This window comes from Staphylococcus sp. KUGN1 (assembly GCF_045984185.1).
In the GTDB taxonomy this organism is placed as follows: Bacteria; Bacillota; Bacilli; order Staphylococcales; family Staphylococcaceae; genus Staphylococcus; species Staphylococcus warneri_A.
Genome location: NZ_JBJQIL010000003.1, coordinates 142,587 through 160,428 on the forward strand (window position 1 = coordinate 142,587; position 17,842 = coordinate 160,428).

At 32.8% G+C, this 17,842-nt stretch carries 20 protein-coding genes, 1 pseudogene and 1 other annotated feature; of the genes and pseudogenes, 13 read left to right on the forward strand and 8 right to left on the reverse strand.

The window, feature by feature from the left end; translation table 11 throughout:
• Positions 1–7: 7 nt before the first annotated feature.
• Genes metE through ACJQQZ_RS09180 form a run of 4 tightly spaced genes read right to left on the reverse strand, consistent with a single transcriptional unit; the run spans position 8 to position 6,318 of the window.
• Positions 8–2,254, reverse strand: a complete 2,247-nt coding sequence (gene metE / locus ACJQQZ_RS09165; RefSeq protein WP_145506158.1) for a 5-methyltetrahydropteroyltriglutamate--homocysteine S-methyltransferase — start codon at positions 2,252–2,254, stop codon at positions 8–10.
• The gene (locus ACJQQZ_RS09170) at positions 2,251–4,089 is read right to left on the reverse strand and encodes a bifunctional homocysteine S-methyltransferase/methylenetetrahydrofolate reductase (protein WP_124228211.1); all 1,839 of its coding nucleotides are present in this window, start codon (positions 4,087–4,089) and stop codon (positions 2,251–2,253) included. The genes metE and ACJQQZ_RS09170 overlap by 4 nt, the downstream gene beginning before the upstream one ends.
• A complete protein-coding gene (metC, locus tag ACJQQZ_RS09175; RefSeq protein ID WP_002451529.1) occupies positions 4,043–5,218 on the reverse strand; it encodes a cystathionine beta-lyase MetC in 1,176 nt (391 codons plus the stop codon). The genes ACJQQZ_RS09170 and metC overlap by 47 nt, the downstream gene beginning before the upstream one ends.
• Positions 5,215–6,318, reverse strand: a complete 1,104-nt coding sequence (locus tag ACJQQZ_RS09180; RefSeq protein ID WP_002451528.1) for a PLP-dependent transferase — start codon at positions 6,316–6,318, stop codon at positions 5,215–5,217. The genes metC and ACJQQZ_RS09180 overlap by 4 nt, the downstream gene beginning before the upstream one ends.
• A gap of 60 nt (positions 6,319–6,378) precedes the next feature.
• Positions 6,379–6,756: a binding site (T-box leader), on the reverse strand.
• A gap of 264 nt (positions 6,757–7,020) precedes the next feature.
• On the opposite strand from ACJQQZ_RS09180, the gene ACJQQZ_RS09185 reads away from it, so the two are divergent.
• The 4 genes from ACJQQZ_RS09185 (at position 7,021) to ychF (ending at position 10,219) form a co-directional block, all read left to right on the forward strand.
• Positions 7,021–7,860, forward strand: coding sequence for a ParB/RepB/Spo0J family partition protein (locus tag ACJQQZ_RS09185; protein WP_124228213.1), 840 nt, complete (start codon positions 7,021–7,023; stop codon positions 7,858–7,860).
• 147 nt (positions 7,861–8,007) lie between these two features.
• On the forward strand, positions 8,008–8,886 hold the full coding sequence (locus tag ACJQQZ_RS09190; RefSeq protein ID WP_002451526.1) for a mechanosensitive ion channel family protein: 879 nt from the start codon (positions 8,008–8,010) through the stop codon (positions 8,884–8,886).
• A gap of 20 nt (positions 8,887–8,906) precedes the next feature.
• Positions 8,907–9,110: a DUF951 domain-containing protein gene (locus ACJQQZ_RS09195; protein WP_002451525.1), complete on the forward strand. Its 204-nt coding sequence runs from the start codon at positions 8,907–8,909 to the stop codon at positions 9,108–9,110.
• A gap of 11 nt (positions 9,111–9,121) precedes the next feature.
• Positions 9,122–10,219: a redox-regulated ATPase YchF gene (ychF, locus tag ACJQQZ_RS09200; RefSeq protein ID WP_002451524.1), complete on the forward strand. Its 1,098-nt coding sequence runs from the start codon at positions 9,122–9,124 to the stop codon at positions 10,217–10,219.
• A gap of 165 nt (positions 10,220–10,384) precedes the next feature.
• Here ychF and ACJQQZ_RS09205 read toward each other — a convergent pair whose 3' ends face one another.
• Positions 10,385–10,576: a hypothetical protein gene (locus ACJQQZ_RS09205; RefSeq protein WP_002451523.1), complete on the reverse strand. Its 192-nt coding sequence runs from the start codon at positions 10,574–10,576 to the stop codon at positions 10,385–10,387.
• Positions 10,577–10,637: 61 nt separating this feature from the next.
• The gene (locus tag ACJQQZ_RS09210) at positions 10,638–11,459 is read right to left on the reverse strand and encodes a GH25 family lysozyme (RefSeq protein WP_002451522.1); all 822 of its coding nucleotides are present in this window, start codon (positions 11,457–11,459) and stop codon (positions 10,638–10,640) included.
• 375 nt (positions 11,460–11,834) lie between these two features.
• On the opposite strand from ACJQQZ_RS09210, the gene rpsF reads away from it, so the two are divergent.
• The 3 genes from rpsF to rpsR are packed head-to-tail and all read left to right on the forward strand — an operon-like array spanning position 11,835 to position 12,953.
• Positions 11,835–12,131, forward strand: coding sequence for a 30S ribosomal protein S6 (gene rpsF, locus ACJQQZ_RS09215; RefSeq protein WP_002451521.1), 297 nt, complete (start codon positions 11,835–11,837; stop codon positions 12,129–12,131).
• Between the two features lie 21 nt (positions 12,132–12,152).
• Positions 12,153–12,668, forward strand: a complete 516-nt coding sequence (ssb, locus tag ACJQQZ_RS09220; protein WP_002451520.1) for a single-stranded DNA-binding protein — start codon at positions 12,153–12,155, stop codon at positions 12,666–12,668.
• A gap of 42 nt (positions 12,669–12,710) precedes the next feature.
• Positions 12,711–12,953 carry a 30S ribosomal protein S18 gene (gene rpsR, locus ACJQQZ_RS09225; protein ID WP_124228215.1) on the forward strand — a complete coding sequence of 81 codons (243 nt, stop codon included), beginning with the start codon at positions 12,711–12,713 and terminating at the stop codon, positions 12,951–12,953.
• Between the two features lie 226 nt (positions 12,954–13,179).
• Here rpsR and ACJQQZ_RS09230 read toward each other — a convergent pair.
• Both ACJQQZ_RS09230 and ACJQQZ_RS09235 read right to left on the reverse strand, forming a co-directional pair.
• Positions 13,180–14,405: pseudogene (locus ACJQQZ_RS09230) on the reverse strand (tyrosine-type recombinase/integrase).
• Positions 14,406–14,424: 19 nt separating this feature from the next.
• Positions 14,425–15,339 (reverse strand): helix-turn-helix domain-containing protein, encoded by a 915-nt coding sequence (locus ACJQQZ_RS09235; protein ID WP_260390684.1) that lies wholly within the window; start codon positions 15,337–15,339, stop codon positions 14,425–14,427.
• A 149-nt stretch (positions 15,340–15,488) separates the two neighbouring features.
• On the opposite strand from ACJQQZ_RS09235, the gene ACJQQZ_RS09240 reads away from it, so the two are divergent.
• The 6 genes from ACJQQZ_RS09240 (at position 15,489) to ACJQQZ_RS09265 (ending at position 17,841) form a co-directional block, all read left to right on the forward strand.
• A complete protein-coding gene (locus ACJQQZ_RS09240) occupies positions 15,489–15,737 on the forward strand; it encodes a hypothetical protein (RefSeq protein ID WP_124228216.1) in 249 nt (82 codons plus the stop codon).
• A complete protein-coding gene (locus ACJQQZ_RS09245; RefSeq protein WP_124228217.1) occupies positions 15,730–16,002 on the forward strand; it encodes a helix-turn-helix domain-containing protein in 273 nt (90 codons plus the stop codon). The genes ACJQQZ_RS09240 and ACJQQZ_RS09245 overlap by 8 nt, the downstream gene beginning before the upstream one ends.
• A gap of 15 nt (positions 16,003–16,017) precedes the next feature.
• Complete coding sequence (locus tag ACJQQZ_RS09250; protein ID WP_167321432.1) at positions 16,018–16,155, forward strand: hypothetical protein; 138 nt, start codon at positions 16,018–16,020, stop codon at positions 16,153–16,155.
• 1 nt (position 16,156) lies between these two features.
• Positions 16,157–16,576 carry a pathogenicity island protein gene (locus ACJQQZ_RS09255; protein WP_260390685.1) on the forward strand — a complete coding sequence of 140 codons (420 nt, stop codon included), beginning with the start codon at positions 16,157–16,159 and terminating at the stop codon, positions 16,574–16,576.
• Positions 16,576–16,881, forward strand: coding sequence for a type II toxin-antitoxin system toxin TscT (gene tscT, locus ACJQQZ_RS09260; RefSeq protein WP_124228218.1), 306 nt, complete (start codon positions 16,576–16,578; stop codon positions 16,879–16,881). The genes ACJQQZ_RS09255 and tscT overlap by 1 nt, the downstream gene beginning before the upstream one ends.
• A 90-nt stretch (positions 16,882–16,971) precedes the next feature.
• The gene (locus ACJQQZ_RS09265) at positions 16,972–17,841 is read left to right on the forward strand and encodes a primase alpha helix C-terminal domain-containing protein (RefSeq protein WP_124228219.1); all 870 of its coding nucleotides are present in this window, start codon (positions 16,972–16,974) and stop codon (positions 17,839–17,841) included.
• Position 17,842: the final 1 nt, after the last annotated feature.

Below are 17,842 nucleotides of genomic sequence, written 5' to 3' on the forward strand. Positions count from 1 at the left end.
ATTTATTTTATGCTGTTGTAGCATTATTTTCTTCGCGTTTCTTTCTAACAGCGTTAACTAATACAGTTAATGCTTCTTTAACTTCATCTTCTTTACGTGTTTTTAATCCACAGTCCGGATTCACCCAGAATAATGAACGATCAATTTGTTGTAAAGAACGATTAATTGCAGTAGTAATTTCATCTTCTGTAGGGATACGAGGGCTATGGATATCATATACCCCTAATCCGATACCTAAGTCATAGTTAATATCTTCAAAGTCTTTAATCAAGTCACCATGGCTACGAGATGTTTCAATTGAAATAACATCTGCATCTAAATCGTGAATCGCATGGATGATTTGACCAAATTGAGAATAACACATATGCGTATGAATTTGTGTTTCATCTTTGACTGATGATGTTGCTAATTTAAATGAATGAACTGCATCTTTTAGATATTGTTCATGGTACTCAGAACGTAGTGGTAATCCTTCACGAAGTGCTGGCTCATCTACTTGAATGACTTTAATACCATTTTCTTCTAATGCTAGCACTTCTGCATTAATTGCTAACGCGATTTGATCTTGTACAGTTGTACGTGGAATATCAACGCGTTCAAATGACCAGTTAAGAATTGTGACAGGACCAGTTAGCATACCTTTAACTGGTTTGTCAGTTAAACTTTGTGCGTAGACAGTTTCCTTAACTGTTAATGGTTCAGTCCATTTAACATCCCCATAAATAACTGGTGGTTTTACTGCACGAGAACCATATGATTGAACCCAACCAAACTTAGTAACTAGGAATCCTTGTAGTTTTTCTCCAAAGAATTCAACCATGTCATTTCGTTCGAATTCACCATGTACGAGCACATCAAGTCCAATCTCTTCTTGAATTTTAATCCAACGTGCAATTTCGTTTTCTAAGAATTCTTTATAAGCTTCATCAGAAATACGTTGGTTCTTCCAATCTGCACGATATTTTCTAACTTCTCTCGTTTGAGGGAATGAACCAATCGTTGTAGTCGGTAAATCCGGTAAATTTAATCTATGGTATTGTGCTTGTTTGCGCTCAGAGAATGGTGATTGACGGTGTGTACGGACACTATCAAAATCATAGTCTAAGTTTTTGAATGATTGACTTTGGAATCGTTCATAGCGAGATTTTAAGTTGTCATATTTCGTACTATCGTTATTATTGAAAAGACGGCGTAAAGCATCTAACTCGTCTAATTTTTCAGTAGCAAAGCTTAAACCTTCAGCGATAGATTCATCTAACGTTTCGTCATCTAATGATACAGGCACATGTAGTAAAGATGAAGAAGGTTGAATTACAATATCTTGAGCATATTGTTGTAAAGTTTCAATCAATGACTTTTTAGCTTCAATATCAGCAGCCCAAACATTACGTCCATCGATAATACCTGCGTATAATGTTTTGCTTGAATCAAAATCACCAGCTTTAACTTGCTCTAAGTTGTAGCCATGATCATGAACGAAGTCTAATCCTAAGCCGCCGACTGGTAATGAGCTTAAGAATTTAAGATTTACGCGTTCGAAATAAGTTTGAATCACTAAATGTTTGCCTAATCCAGTATTAGTTAATTCTTCATAAGTTTCTTTAGTAATATTTTCATAATTTTTACTTTCGTCCGTAACTAACACGGGCTCATCAATTTGAATATATTCTGCACCTGCATCAACAAGTGATTGTAATACTTCTTTATATAATGGCAATAATGTTTTTACTTTTTCTTCGAACGATAGGTTACCACCTTTTGATAATTTAACGAAGGTAATAGGGCCTACAATGACTGGATGTGCATTGACATTAATAGATTGTGCATACTTAAAGCGGTCTAATAACACATTACGATTTAATTTAGGTTCTACATTATCCCATTCTGGCACGATATAGTGGTAGTTTGTATTAAACCATTTGATTAATGCACTTGCGACGTGTTGCTTATTACCACGTGCAATATCAAATAACAAGTCATCATTCACTTCTCGTCCTTGGAAACGTTCAGGAATAATATTGAATAGTAGTGATGTATCTAAGATATGGTCGTATAAAGAGAAGTCACCTACTGGAACGCTGTCTAGATTGTAATTCTTTTGTAGTAAAAGGTTTTCTTTGTGTAAGTCAGTAAGTGTTTGATCTAGTTCATTTTTATCAATTTTTTGAGCCCAGTAGCTCTCAATTGCCTTTTTCCATTCTCTTTTTCTACCTAATCTTGGGAATCCTAAGTTTGAAGTTTTAATTGTTGTCATAATATTGCCTCCTTATGAGTGGTAATAGATTTTGAATACGCTGCAAGTTCTAGTGAATAATCGACTTTTTGGAAAGGTGTAATAATGTATAATCCATTAAAGTATTCATGCACCGTATCGATGAGTTCCTTTGAAAGTCTAAGACTAAGTTCTTTAGTTTTTTCTTTATCATCTTTAACTGCTTTGAATTGATTGAGTACCTCTTCCGACATTTTGATGCCAGGTACTTCATTGTGTAAAAATAGTGCATTGTTATAACTTGCGATGGGCATAATACCTATGAAGAAAGGTGTATTTAAGTGTTTTGTTGCTTCATACACCTGCTTAATTTTTTCTTTACTATATACAGGTTGAGTGATGAAATAACTCATGCCACTTGCTACTTTCTTCTCAAGACGTTTGACTGCACCATCGAGTTTTCTTACATTAGGATCAAATGCACCAGCGATGTTAAAGTTCGTATGTTTCTTCAGCGCATCACCGTCTGTGTTGATACCTTGATTAAAGCGAAGTGCAATTTCGGTTAATCCTTTAGAATTAACATCATAAACATTGGTTGCGCCAGGCAAATGACCTACTTTTGATGGGTCACCTGTAATGGCTAAAATTTCATTAACACCAATGAGTGAGAGACCTAATAGGTGAGATTGTAGACCTATGAGATTTCTATCACGACAGGTAATATGAACGAGGGGTTCAATATTAAATCGTTGTTTGATAATACTTGCTGCAGCAATGTTACTTACGCGAACAGTTGCTAAGGAATTATCTGCTAATGTCACTGCATCGATATCTGCATCATCAAGCTTGCCAATATTGTTGAAAAACTGATCAGTATCTAAATGTTTAGGTGTGTCTAGTTCTACAATGACAGTAGGGCCTTGTTTGACTTTGGAAGTCAATGATTGTTTGGAATTCAGGTCTTTTGTACGATTTACTTTTTTATTAATTGGTATGACGTTTTTATGGACAACAGGTCTTAAATTCTTTACAGATGTTTTAATGTATCGAATATGTTCTGGCGTAGTACCACAACAACCACCAATCAATCTCACACCTTCGTTGATTAACTCTTGTGCCACATCACCAAAATATTGTGCGTTATCACTATATTTGAATTCGCTATTTTCAATATCTAACAAACTTGCATTTGGATAACAGGATAGAAATGCTTTATCTGGTAACTCGATATGTGAAAATGAACGTTGCATATGATGTGGGCCATGATGACAATTAAGTCCTACAATATCTGCACCATATTCAACTAATTGCTTTAATGCATCATTGATGGGTGTACCGTTTACAAGATAATTTGTGTTAGAAGCGGTTAATTGAGCGATTATGGGAATGTGATGTTTTCTTTTAGTTGATACAACGATACCTTTTAATTCTTCTAAGTCATAATAGGTTTCAAACAATAAAGCATCTACACCTTCATCAACTAAAGTATCTATTTGATGCTCAGTATGATATTGGATAGTTGAAAGGCTTAGGTCATCTTGTTTAACACCTCTAAAGCCTCCAACCGTTCCTAAAATGAAAGTATCTTCATTGGCAGCTTTTTTAGCAATTTGAACAGCTGCTTTATGAATTTCTTTGACCTTATGTTCTAAACCGAAGGCTTTTAACTTTTCAAAATTGGCACCGTACGTATTCGTTTGTATAACGTCAGCACCGGCATCAATGTATGATCGATGGATACGTTCGACCTTTTCCGGATGAGTTAAGTTATAAGCTTCTGGGCATGTATCTAGGCCTTCTGAATAAAAAATGGTTCCAATTGCGCCATCAGCTACTAAAACGTTGTTCTGTAATTTGTTCAGGAATTGACTCATTAAATGCCTCCTTTAAAGCATAGTTGATGTCCGCAATAAGTTCGTCAGGATTTTCTAATCCTACACTTAATCGGAATAATCCGAAGGTAATACCACGCGCATTTCTAATATCTTCTGGAATCGCTGCATGTGACATCGTTGCAGGATGAGATAGAATGGTTTCTACACCACCTAAACTTACTGAAACCAATGGAATAGTTAACGCATCTACAAACGCTTGTGCCTTTGTTTCATCTTTTAGTCTGAAACCAATGACAGCACCACCTGTTTTAGCTTGTTTAAGGTGTGTTTTGTTATTTCCTGGGTAATACACTTCTGCGATTTCATCTCTTTGACTTAAGAATGAAACAAGCTTTTCAGCATTTGCTACAGATTGTTTGAATCTAATAGGGAAAGTCTTAAGATGTTTAGCTAATGCCCAACTATCATAAGTAGATAGGGCGTTACCAGTACCGTTTTGAATAAGATATAACGCATCCGCCACATCTTCGCGATTTGTAATGACTGCGCCTGCTAGTAGGTCACTATGTCCACCTAAAAATTTAGTTGCACTGTGAATAACAATGTCTGCACCAAGTGCTAAAGGTGATTGTCCTAATGGCGTCATAAAGGTATTATCTACAGCTAATAACAATTGGTTGGCTTGCGCAATCTCTGCAACTGCTTGAATATCGGTCACTTTAAAACACGGATTAGAAGGTGTCTCTACATATATAAGTTTCGTATTAGTTTGAATTGCATTGTTAATATTTTCTGCTTGAGTCGCGTCTACAGTTGTAAATTCAATATTGAATCTTTTTAAAATATCTTCAGTTAATCGGAATGTACCACCATAAACATCATCAGGTAATATGACATGGTCTCCGGATTTCAATGTAAGTAAAACTGCAGAAATAGCTGCAATGCCTGATGCAAATGCAAACCCATATTTACCTTTCTCTAGATGAGCTAATTTTTCTTCTAAAATCGCTCTGTTTGGATTACCACTACGTGCATAATCGTAAAGTGGACTACCACCAAGTTGGTCTTGATGAAATGTTGATGAATCATAAAAAGGTGGATTGGCTGAGATATAATCCTTTCCTCGACGTTCGTCGAAAATTACTTCAGTATCTATTGATAAATTCATGAAATCACTCCTACTTTTGAATGCGTTAATGCTTGGATAATGTCTGCTTCAATATCAGAATAATTTTCGATTCCGATTGATAAGCGAATTAAAAACTCATCGATACCTCGTTTGTCTTTCTCTTCATCGGGCATATCCACGTGAGTCTGTGTGTAAGGGAATGTAATAAACGTTTCTGTACCACCTAAACTCTCTGCAAATATACAAGTTTCTAAATTTTCCAAAAATTTAGGAACGCTATATGCCTTGTTGAGTCGTAAACTTAACATGCCAGTTCTACCGCTATATAAGACCTCGTCAATTGCATCTAAATCTTGGCATTTAACTGCTAATTTTTGAGCATTTTCTTGTGAACGATCGATTCGTAAATGCAAAGTTTTTAGACCTCTTTGTAGTAAATAGCTATCCAACGGTGATAGCGTAGCGCCTATCATATTGTGGAATTGTCCCAATTCTTCAGCTAACTTGTCGTCTTTGACTGTAACAACACCTGCTAGCACATCATTATGACCACCGATATATTTTGTAGCCGAATGTAAAACAATGTCGGCACCTTCTTCTAATGGTGTTGAAAGATATGGTGTTAAAAATGTGTTATCAATAATAGTTAATAAATCATGTTTTTTACTGAGCACATAATAAGGTGTAACATCGATATCAATCATTTGTGGATTAGAAATGGGTTCGATGAATAGTGCTTTTGTTTGTGATGTAATTTGATTTTCAACTTCTTCATAGTTTAGGAAATCTACGTACTTAAATGTCACACCGTATTGCTGTTCGTAAAAATCAAATAGTCTAAATGTGCCACCGTATAAATCAAATGCAACTAATACTTCATCACCAGGTTTAAAAAGGTTACATACAAGTTGAATTGCAGCCATGCCACTTGAAGTTGCAAATGATGCTACACCTTTCTCTAGTTTGGCGAATGATTCTTCAAAAGCTGTCCTTGTTGGATTCTTCGTTCGTGTATAGTCATAACCTGTTGACTGACCTAGTTGAGGATGTTGATATGCAGTTGATAAATATATTGGATTGGCAATAGCTCCTGTATGATCTTTAGTCAAAGAAATTTGTGCTAATTCTGTATCCTTCATTACTAGACCCTCCTTAAAATTAAAAAAAGCTTCCGTCCTTTAAACCCGATTCTTTCGGATGTAAAGGACGAAAGCTTTGATTTCGTGGTACCACCTTTGTTTGTTACTTTATTACTAAAGTAACCTCTATCAGTACACCATTTTGGTAATAGGCACTGATAAAAATGAAGAAATCACAAAAATATCGTTCATAAAAAAACTCATCCATTCAGAGATTGAAGAAATGAGTATTAACGATAAAATGTGCGTCTTTAATTCCAGTACGCCATTTAACAAAATGTTAATACTGTATCGCTATAACGGGCGAACCCGTTGACACCTCATATTGGCATCAACACTCCAAGGCCATTTTCAAACTTTCTTACAATATCTTCTCTCAGCTACGAAGATTCTCTGTATAAGCAGTGTAAGTTTTACTTTCCTTTTTATAGTGTGTAAAATGTTTCGTTTTTAATTGTTAATACATAGCTTACAGATAGAAGAATCATTTGTCAACAACTTTTCTGAAAATTTAGATTAAACTTACAATTCAGATTTGTCGAATCGTTGAAATCATAGCGTTATCTTAAAATAATATTTTTGAAGAAATTGTCGTAACTTGTGATTTCTACTTGTGAAAAAAGGGTCAAATTTTTAAAATAAAATAGAGATACAAATTATATTTATATCACGGTATTAATTTTTAGAGAAAGATGTGAAAAAATGGCTCATCGAGAAGATCAAAGATTGCAATTAAACAAAGATGAACAAGTACATTCCGTTTCGTTAGCCTTAATTAAAGCTAATCCTTATCAACCGAGAAAAACATTTGATGAATATAGACTAAATGATTTGGCACAATCAATTAAACAACATGGCATATTGCAGCCGATTGTAGTAAGAAAAACTGTTCAAGGTTATTATATTGTTGTAGGAGAACGACGTTTTAGAGCCTCCCAAAAAGCAGGTTTAACTGAAATTCCTGCAATCATTAAAGAATTATCTGATGAAGATATGATGGAATTAGCCATTATAGAGAATTTACAACGTGAAGATTTGAATGCTATAGAAGAAGCAGAAAGTTATAAAAAGCTAATGGAAGATTTGAATATAACACAACAAGAAGTTGCTGAAAGACTTTCTAAATCACGTCCTTATATTGCTAATATGTTACGTTTATTAAAATTACCTTCAGACGTTGCTAAAATGGTACGTGATGGTGATCTTTCAGGTGCACATGGTCGCACATTACTAGGTTTAAAATCTCCACAGAAAATGAAATCAATAGCGAAAAAAGCTGTGAAAGAATCGTGGAGTGTAAGATATTTAGAGAGCTATATCAATGATTATGTAAGCAAAACTTCTCCAAAGACTTCGGTTGATGAACAATCGTTAAATAAACCCAAATTTATTCAAAAGCAAGAAAGACAACTTAAAGAACAATATGGTTCTAAAGTAGATATATCAACACATAAAAATATTGGTAAAATTGCTTTTGAATTCAAATCAGAAGAAGAATTTAAGTCATTAATAAAAAAACTAAATCAAAATTATGAGATATAAGTGTAGAAGTCACATAGAAACATATTAAAAATAAACGCTGCTTACTATAGAAAGCAGTTTTTAAATCAGAAGACTGATTTAATATAAGTGGTTTTAAGATATAATGATTTAATTATGAAAAGTTTAAAGTGAGGAGGTAAATGCATAATGAATCAAGTCAAACATATCCTTTCTTCGTTAATTGAGCCACTTACAAAAGTTGAAACTTATGAAACGTTGGCGATCAAGATTATCATGATTTTGATTTATATTGTTGCAGCGATTATAGTCATAAGCATTTTAAATAAAGTGATTGAACAAGCGTTTAAAATTCAAAATAAGAGTAGAAAAGGGAATAAAAAGCGTTCTAAAACATTAATTTCACTTGTACAAAATGTAGTTAAGTATATTGTCTGGTTTATCGTTATTACGACCATCTTAAGTAAATTTGGAATTAGCGTAGAAGGTATAATAGCGAGTGCTGGTGTAGTTGGTTTAGCCGTAGGTTTCGGTGCACAAACAATTGTTAAAGATATCATTACTGGATTCTTTATCATATTCGAAAATCAATTTGATGTAGGCGACTATGTTAAAATTAATAGCGGTGGTACGACAGTTGCTGAAGGAACTGTTAAATCAATTGGACTGAGATCAACACGTATTAATACTATCTCAGGGGAATTAACGATTCTTCCAAACGGTAGTATGGGTGAAATTACTAACTTCTCAATTACTAACGGAACTTCGATTGTAGCGATACCGGTCTCAATAGAAGAGAATTTAGATCATGTTGAGAAAGAATTGAATAAATTATTCACATCACTTAGAAGTAAATACTACTTATTTGTGAGTGACCCTGTTGTAGAAGGTATTGATTCTATTGATAATAATAAGGTGACTATCAGAATCTCTGCAGAAACAATACCTGGAGAAGGTGCAGCTGGTGGTAGAATTATTAGAAAAGAAGTGCAACGATTATTTGTTAGAGAAAATATTAAAATGCCTAAACCCATTTTTGCTCCATATGAAGAGCAAAAACGTGGCTAATTATCATTGGAGGTAATTTCATGACGTCAAATTACGGAATAAATGATATAGTAGAAATGAAAAAACAACATGCATGTGGGACAAATCGTTTTAAAATCATAAGAATGGGCGCTGACATTAGAATTAAATGTGAAAATTGTCAACGTAGTATTATGATTCCACGTCAGACGTTTAATAAAAAATTAAAGAAAATTTTAGTATCCAATGAAGATACAGAAAGTTAGGAGAATGATTAATGGCTTTAACAGCAGGTATTGTAGGTTTACCAAACGTAGGGAAGTCTACACTTTTTAATGCAATTACTAAAGCGGGGGCTTTAGCAGCTAACTACCCATTCGCAACAATCGATCCAAACGTAGGAATCGTAGAAGTACCGGATTCACGTTTGTTAAAACTAGAAGAAATGGTTCAACCCAAAAAGACGATTCCAACAACATTCGAATTTACTGATATTGCAGGTATTGTTAAAGGTGCATCAAAAGGTGAAGGTTTAGGTAATAAATTCTTATCACATATTCGAGAAGTTGATGCTATTTGCCAAGTTGTTCGTGCATTTGATGACGAAAATGTAACGCATGTGTCTGGTCGAGTTAATCCTCTAGATGATATTGAAGTTATTAATATGGAGTTAGTATTAGCCGATTTAGAATCAGTAGAAAAACGTTTGCCTAAGATTGAAAAAATGGCTCGCCAAAAAGATAAAACTGCTGAAATGGAATTACGCATTTTATCTAAAATTAAAGAAACATTGGAAGAAGGTAAACCCGTACGTAGTATCGAATTTAATGATGAAGATCAAAAATGGGTTAACCAAGCACAATTGTTAACATCTAAAAAAATGTTATATATTGCTAATGTTGGTGAAGACGAAATTGGCGATGAAGAAAACGATAAAGTGAAAGCAATTCGTGACTATGCTGCTCAAGAAGACTCTGAAGTTATTGTCATCAGTGCAAAAATAGAAGAAGAAATTGCAACATTAGACGATGAAGATAAAGAAATGTTCCTAGAAGACTTAGGAATTGAAGAACCAGGTTTAGATCGTTTGATTCGTACAACATATGATTTATTAGGTTTATCAACATACTTTACTGCTGGTGTACAAGAGGTACGTGCTTGGACATTCGTACAAGGTATGACAGCACCACAATGTGCTGGAATTATCCACACAGACTTTGAACGTGGTTTTATCCGTGCAGAGGTTACAAGTTATAGTGATTATGTTGAACATGGTGGCGAAAATGGTGCTAAAGAAGCAGGTAGACAACGTTTAGAAGGTAAAGACTACATCATGCAAGATGGAGATATTGTTCATTTTAGATTTAATGTTTAATTATAATCAACAGTATCAATCATTAATTAGATTTTAACTACTCTAGATTAACTAGAGTAGTTTTTTTATGGGAGAAATTGCAGATTAAGATAGAAAAAGCAATGTAGTACATGGTCGGAGTTACTAAGTGACAAGACTACATTGCTTAAATACAACATTATTATATTAAAAGAAAGGAATAACCTCACTTGCTTTAAGAATATCTGTAGTTCTAAAAAATTGTTTGCCTTCACCAGTATAAGCAGGTACTAAAATCATATTAGCTTTGGCATTGTATAACCATTCAGGGTGCAAACCACAATTTAAAATATCTTGAAACTCTTGAAAGTCTTTATTCCAATCTAAATTTAAGTTCATGTTAAACACCTCACCACTATTATAGAACAAACGTTCGCGTTTGTGAAGTGTTTTGATACTTTTATGATGTAAACCAGTTTGTGCTTACATTTGAATCAACATAGTTAGCATCTACATTTTGATTAAGTTCTGATGAATAGAAACTATCTGTATATTGCCATAACACTTTTTCTCGAGTTGGCTCTTGAGCTTGATATGAAGCTAACCAATAACCGTCATATGAACTCACTGCGTTAGCCACATTATTAACCATAAAGTTTTCGTATGAATAGAATAATACTTTCTTATTACCAGCTAGTTTTTTCATTTGATCAGCCCAAGCTACTGTAGCAGTGTTCGCATCGCCAGAAGTAACCGTTTGTTGTTCATAATCGTTGATATAAAATTCTGCTTTTGGCGCACGATTGTATAACATTCTCGCTTCATAACGAGCATCGTCAGCATTTTCGTACATACTATATGAATAAACACCGAATTTCATATTGTTTTTATCTAACAAGGCAGAATTGTGTTCTAAACATTTATCGACATATTCAGAACCATATTGTCCACGAATAATGATAAAATCATAATTTTTCTTAAGTTGTTTTACTTGAGCATCGGTTAAGTTACCTTGCCATTCGGAAATATCAAGTACACGTTCACCACTATTAGTTGTTGCAGCGCGCGATTTAGTTGAAAAAGTAGATCGATTTTGAGTATCGTTTTTAGCTTTTTCAGGATGCTTTTTCATATATTGTTGATAGCCGTAGCCCATTGTACCTTTTTTACTTTGAGTATCGTTTGTATTATTTGAATTTTCATCTGCATATGATAAATTAATGCCTGAAATCGTAGTTAACATTGTTGCAGCAAACATCGAGTAAGATAGTTTCTTTAACATAAAAGTTCTCCTTTATTTATAAAAAATTAAACGCAATTAAATTGAAAACGCAATGATGATGTTATTACAATTAATTTTTATTTACAATGATACGACTTACACAATATAAAGAACGATTTTATTATGTATATTCACATTGATTTTTATAAAAATTGGTTGAAAAAATTATATTAAAATTAGATGCTCTATCGAGTAAATATCAAAAAGAAGACATAGTGCCTATATGTTTGTCATTTCGTTTATTATAATTTTAAATATGATTGTAAAAAGTAATACTCTGTGCTATAATTCTTGATTGTGAGTAATGAAAATTATTCCTTGCTTATCACAAAATGATGATAAGCCGTATAGACCACAAGGAGGTGCAAATATACAATGAGAACATATGAAATTATGTACATCGTACGTCCAAACATTGAAGAAGATGCGAAAAAAGCAGTTGTTGAACGCTTTAACGGTATCTTAGCTTCAGAAGGATCAGAAGTTTTAGAAGAAAAAGACTGGGGTAAACGTCGCCTAGCTTATGAAATCAATGATTTCAAAGAAGGTTTCTATAACATCGTACGTATCAAATCAGATAACAACAAAGCTACTGACGAATTCCAACGTTTAGCTAAAATCAATGACGATATCATTCGTTACATCGTTATCCGTGAAGACCAAGATAAGTAATAATTTGACGGGGGCGTTTAAATGTTAAATAGAGTTGTATTAGTAGGTCGTTTAACGAAAGATCCAGAATACAGAACCACTCCCTCAGGCGTAAGTGTAGCGACATTTACTCTAGCAGTTAATCGTACTTTCACGAATGCTCAAGGGGAACGCGAAGCAGATTTCATTAACTGTGTTGTTTTTAGAAGACAAGCAGAAAATGTAAATAACTACTTATCTAAAGGTAGTTTAGCTGGCGTTGATGGTCGCATACAGTCACGTAGTTATGAAAATCAAGAAGGTCGTCGTATCTTTGTTACTGAAGTCGTTTGTGACAGTGTTCAATTCCTTGAACCTAAGAACTCACAAAATGGCGGTGGCCAACGTTCACAAAACAACGAATTCCAAGACTACGGTCAAGGATTCGGTGGTCAACAATCAGGACAAAATACTTCGTATAACAACAATTCATCAAGACCTAATTCAAATCAATCAGATAATCCATTTGCGAACGCGAACGGACCTATTGATATTAGTGATGATGATTTACCATTCTAAAAAATAACTAATTAAAATAAAATTAAAAGGAGGCAGTTAATCATGGCAGGTGGACCAAGAAGAGGCGGACGTCGTCGTAAAAAAATATGCTATTTCACAGCAAATGGTATTACACATATCGATTATAAAGACACTGAATTATTAAAACGTTTTATCTCAGAACGCGGTAAAATTTTACCACGTCGTGTAACTGGTACTTCAGCTAAATATCAACGTATGTTGACAGCTGCTATCAAACGTGCACGTCATATGGCTTTATTACCTTATGTTAAAGAAGAACAATAATATATAGTTTATTGTAAAACCCCTTAAGCATAGGCTTATGGGGTTGTTTTTGTGTTTTTAAATATAAAAAAAAGGCAGAAAAAGGGCGTTATATGAAAGTTTTGGAAATTTAGGCATAAAAAATACGCCTATATTAAAGCGTATTTATTTTGATATTTTATTGTTTTTTTACAGGTCTGTATTCGTGACCTTATATCAGATATAATACAGTTCGCTTTATATTCAGTTAACTATAAGTACTAATATGTTCCAATTTATTCATCATATCTTTAGCCATCTGATCAGTAACATGTGTGTATATCTCTAGTGTGGTTTTATAGTCTGAGTGACCTACACGTTCTTGTATAGCTTTTAAGTTAATCCCCAATTGAGCAAGAGTGGATATATGCGTGTGACGTAATGTGTGCGTCGTTACAGACTTCTTAATGGAACTAATCTCAGTAGTCTCTTTGATAATGGTGTTTATTTTGTTCAAGTCGATAGGGCTACCAGCTGTATTTGTGAATATGTACCCTCTATCAATAAAATTGTCATTCCACTGGTTTTCTTTCTTGTTTTCTAAAATAAGCGTTTTAAGTAAGTTAATACTTTGGGTAGTGATTCCGATGGTTCTATAGCTTTTACTTGTTTTAGTCGTCTCTTTTACTCCGAATGCTCCCGTTTCTTTATCAGTTACCCAATTAATTGTACCGTCGATATCTAGCGTTTTATCTTCATAGTTTATATTTTCCCTCTTTATTGCAAGTAGCTCACCGATACGCATGCCATTAGCAATTTGAAACTGTACTATAGCTTTGACCATTTTATAATTACGTTTTCTCGTTGAATGTTTTTTGTGCTTAATTAGGTAATCAAAACAATTAAGTAACTCTTTAACTTCACTATCTTCTAAATAATTATTACGTTTAGCTTGTAGTTCATCTCTAGTTTTAGCCTTTTTAGGAATATCTATTTTATCTAGTACACTTATATCTTGTAGATCGTAATATTTAAACGCATATTTGAAAACAGAACGAATGATAATAACAAGAGACTGAACGTGTCCTTTACTATGTATACTAGCCCAGTTGTTAATTATATCTTGTAGATAAGTATGAGTAATATTGTTTATCAGCACTTCTTTATCTATAGCATTTTTAACTGTGTTTGTATTGCTAATCTTTTCTTTGATTGTTGTAGCCTTTGAACCAGAATGATTTTTATAATACTCTAACCACTCATCACATGCAGCATGGAAAGTTAGTGACTTAAGTGTAGTGTAGGTGTCTTATCTTTCAACTTCGCCTCTATACGCTTATTTAAGAGTTTCTGAGCCTCCTTTTGTGACTGCTTACCATTCTTATTAAGAACCACGCTAACACGTCGCCATTTGTTTGTGAGAGGGTCTTTGTACTTCTCGTAATAGCGATATTGTACATCACCATGTTTGTTAGTAAATTTCTCATGCCACATGTGGAAGAACCTCCTAAATTTACCATTTTCCTTTTTTTAAGACCTCAATTTTTTTATTAATATGTCGGGGTATTTTATTATTAAATATATTTATTAAATCTATATTAACTTTTTCATTATCTTTAAAGAAAGGATCATACTCCAATATTTCCGCCATATGTAATGCTTCTTCACTTAACTTTTCCAATTGTTCTATTGTTAGTGTACTACTTAAATCATTAGTAATATACTTTTCAGTAAAATATCTCAATAAAATTGACTTGATCTGATCCATCTTATCGATATAAATTTCTTGTTCGAAAGTGTAATTTTCTGAGGAAAAAACTTCTATAAAAAAGTACTCTAATAAAATATCGTTAAAAGAAACATATTCATCATTAATAATTTTATTCACTATATTTAAATCAGAATGGTTTTTTAAAACTTCTTTATCTTTTTTTTTGAGTTCTTGAATAGCAATTTTCCCTTTTTCAATAACAGAATTTAGTTTTATAGGTAATTCTATTTCAACTTTTTCAAGAAATTGACTATAAGTTAATGGAACATATTCCTCTCCATTAATAGAATATTTAATCATTCTGTTATTCTCTTTAGACTGTACATCATTCATCATCATAGTAACTATTAAAGATTTTTGGTAAGCGTCATTTTCTCTAGGGATATTTAGTTTATTGTAATCAATATTTATATTGTCAATAATGTAATTATACATAGAGCCATATAACAATTCGTCTAAACTTACATTACCTAATTCGGATATTCTTTTTAGTCTTTTTTTATTTGGTTGTGATTGACCTTTTTCCCATTTAGAAACTAGCGATTTATGAGCTGGTGGTTCAAAACAATTCCCAAACTCCTCCATAGTTTTATTTAATTCTAAACGAATTTTTTTAATGTTATTAGCCAGTGTAATTGATTTAGTAATGATAAACACCTCATTCTAATAAATTTCTTGCTATATCCATAATACCATTAGAAAAATAGTATAAAAAGAAAAAGTTTCATTTTGTAGCAAGAAAAGTATTGCTTTTTATAATTTCAGATTGTACAATGGTAGCATAAAGTAGCAAAGGAGGTTTTGAAATGAGTAAAGTAGAAAAATATAGGAAATTTATAGGCTACACACAAAAACGAATGGCTACACTTTTGAATATATCCACTCAAGCCTATAGAAACAAAGAAAAAGGTTTTACACCATTCAAAGATACTGAGAAAATAACAATCAAAAGAAAGCTTGTAGAGAATGGTTTTAAAGACATTACGATTGATGAAATTTTTTTTGAAGAAAAAGTTTCAAAAAGTAGCACGAAAGGAGAAGGGATTAATGACTAGAACAAAATTGCAAGATCTACCTACTAAAGAAAATACTGTTACAGAACCAAAACAAGTTGTAGTGAATCCTTTGTTTGCTAAACCTAATACGTTAGCTAGTATCTTCGGAATTTCGTACAGTTCAGTTAACCGTATTTTAAAAGAGTGGGAAAAAGATTCTAAAGGTATTGATGATTTGTATTATTCATTGTCATCAACAATGACTGTTATCAGTATTCCGCGTTTTGAAGAGTACATGAAAAAACGTCATAAAAAATGGATGTAGAAAGGAGTGAGACAAATGAAAAATTGTCTAACGTACATTGGTACGATTTCATTTATAACGTTAGCAGTAGCATTAGTTGCAAACGTATTTATTGCTTTCGCTTTATATATTTTAGCGTCGGCATATGGAATTAAATTATTGGAGGTTGAATAAGATGAAAAATAAACAAAACTTAAATAAAAATAATAAATTCAGAGAGGAAAATGAACAAATGAATAAATTAACTAGAGAAGATTACAAAAATATTGATGGTAAATTGAATTATGAGCACATAGTGAATAATAAAAAGCAAAATAGAAAAATATCTAAATTATTACGAAAACGTCGTAACAGAGATATTTCAATTATAAAAAATGAATATCCTAATTTAAGTAAAAGTGAAATTACAAAAGTATTAAATGATTACAGAAATTATAAAGAGTTTGTAAAATCTTCAAATATTTTGATCGACTTTCCTATTAATTATGAAGATTCTAATATTCGCTATTTTATTACTAAAGATGATGTTGAAGAATTAAAACTAGCAATCGAAGAAATGACGAGTTTTATTGGGAAGTTGGAGGACATAGAATAATGAAAATGGAAATTAGAAATTTATTTAGTGATTTGGAAGTATTGAAAGATAGATTGGAAGATTTAAAGGATAATCATGGTTGGCATTTGGATGAATATTATCCTTATAAAACAAGTCATATATTAAATAAAGATGAGTTAATCAGAGAAGGGATTTCTTATCATGAAAGACGTATTCATGATGATCAGATGATTGACCTACTACGTCTTTATTTACAACAGTTTGATGAAATTCTTGAAAAGTTTCATGAAATAGAAAAAGCGTCATCTGATGTAAGTTTGCCGACAGAATCAGATAACGCATAGAAAATTAATAATCTAACAACAGAGTAATTAAGAAATTACACATTTTTATTATAACATCATTGCTCTGTTGTTTCATTAGAGGTGAAGAAATTGAACAAAATAAAGCTAAAACATGATACCCAAGTATCAGTGGTTTGGTATAACAATCTAGATTCTCGTTCATTTAAAAATTTTTCGCAACCCAAATGGAGTGAGTTAGTTAATAGGTTAGCTATACCTCAAAACAATACAAATAAGTATGCTCGTGGTGTTGCTGTATATGGTGATATGAAAGACGGTACTGACGAAGATGGAAACGAATATAAGAAATATCGCAATAATGACAATGTTATTTATCGTGATGTGATAACTCTTGATTATGACGATATTCCAAAGTTGAGAACACTGCACGATGCAATTACAGATACTTTAAAAGGCGTTGCATGGTTTTGGCACACTACATTTAGCCATCGTACAGAACAAGCTAGAATAAGATTGTATATCGCTTTGAATAAGCGCATTAGTGCAGAGGATTACCGTAGATACACTAAAGTAATTGCAAATAAGATAGGTCATCCAGTAGATGAGGGATCATACCAACCTAGTAGAGCAATGGCGTTGCCAGTTTATGAACAAGATAAGTATGCTTTTTTACATCAACATAATGACGCACCGATTTTGGAGATTCAAACATTAGAGAAATGGCTTAAAGAATATAAACAACAACATAAAGAATCAACTAAATTTAAATATCCTAAACGTCGTGATAATGAGTTCTGGAAGTCTATTGCTTTTGGCGTATCAACAGGGAATCGAAACCAAACGCTAACATCTTTGATTGGTGTATTACTCAATAGACGTGTACCAGATCCATTAGTATACGCATATTGTTATATGTGGAATGAAAATTGCAACCCTCCATTGAGTTCGAGAGAGTTTAACGCCACATTTGAATCTATATACAAACGAGAACATAAATAAG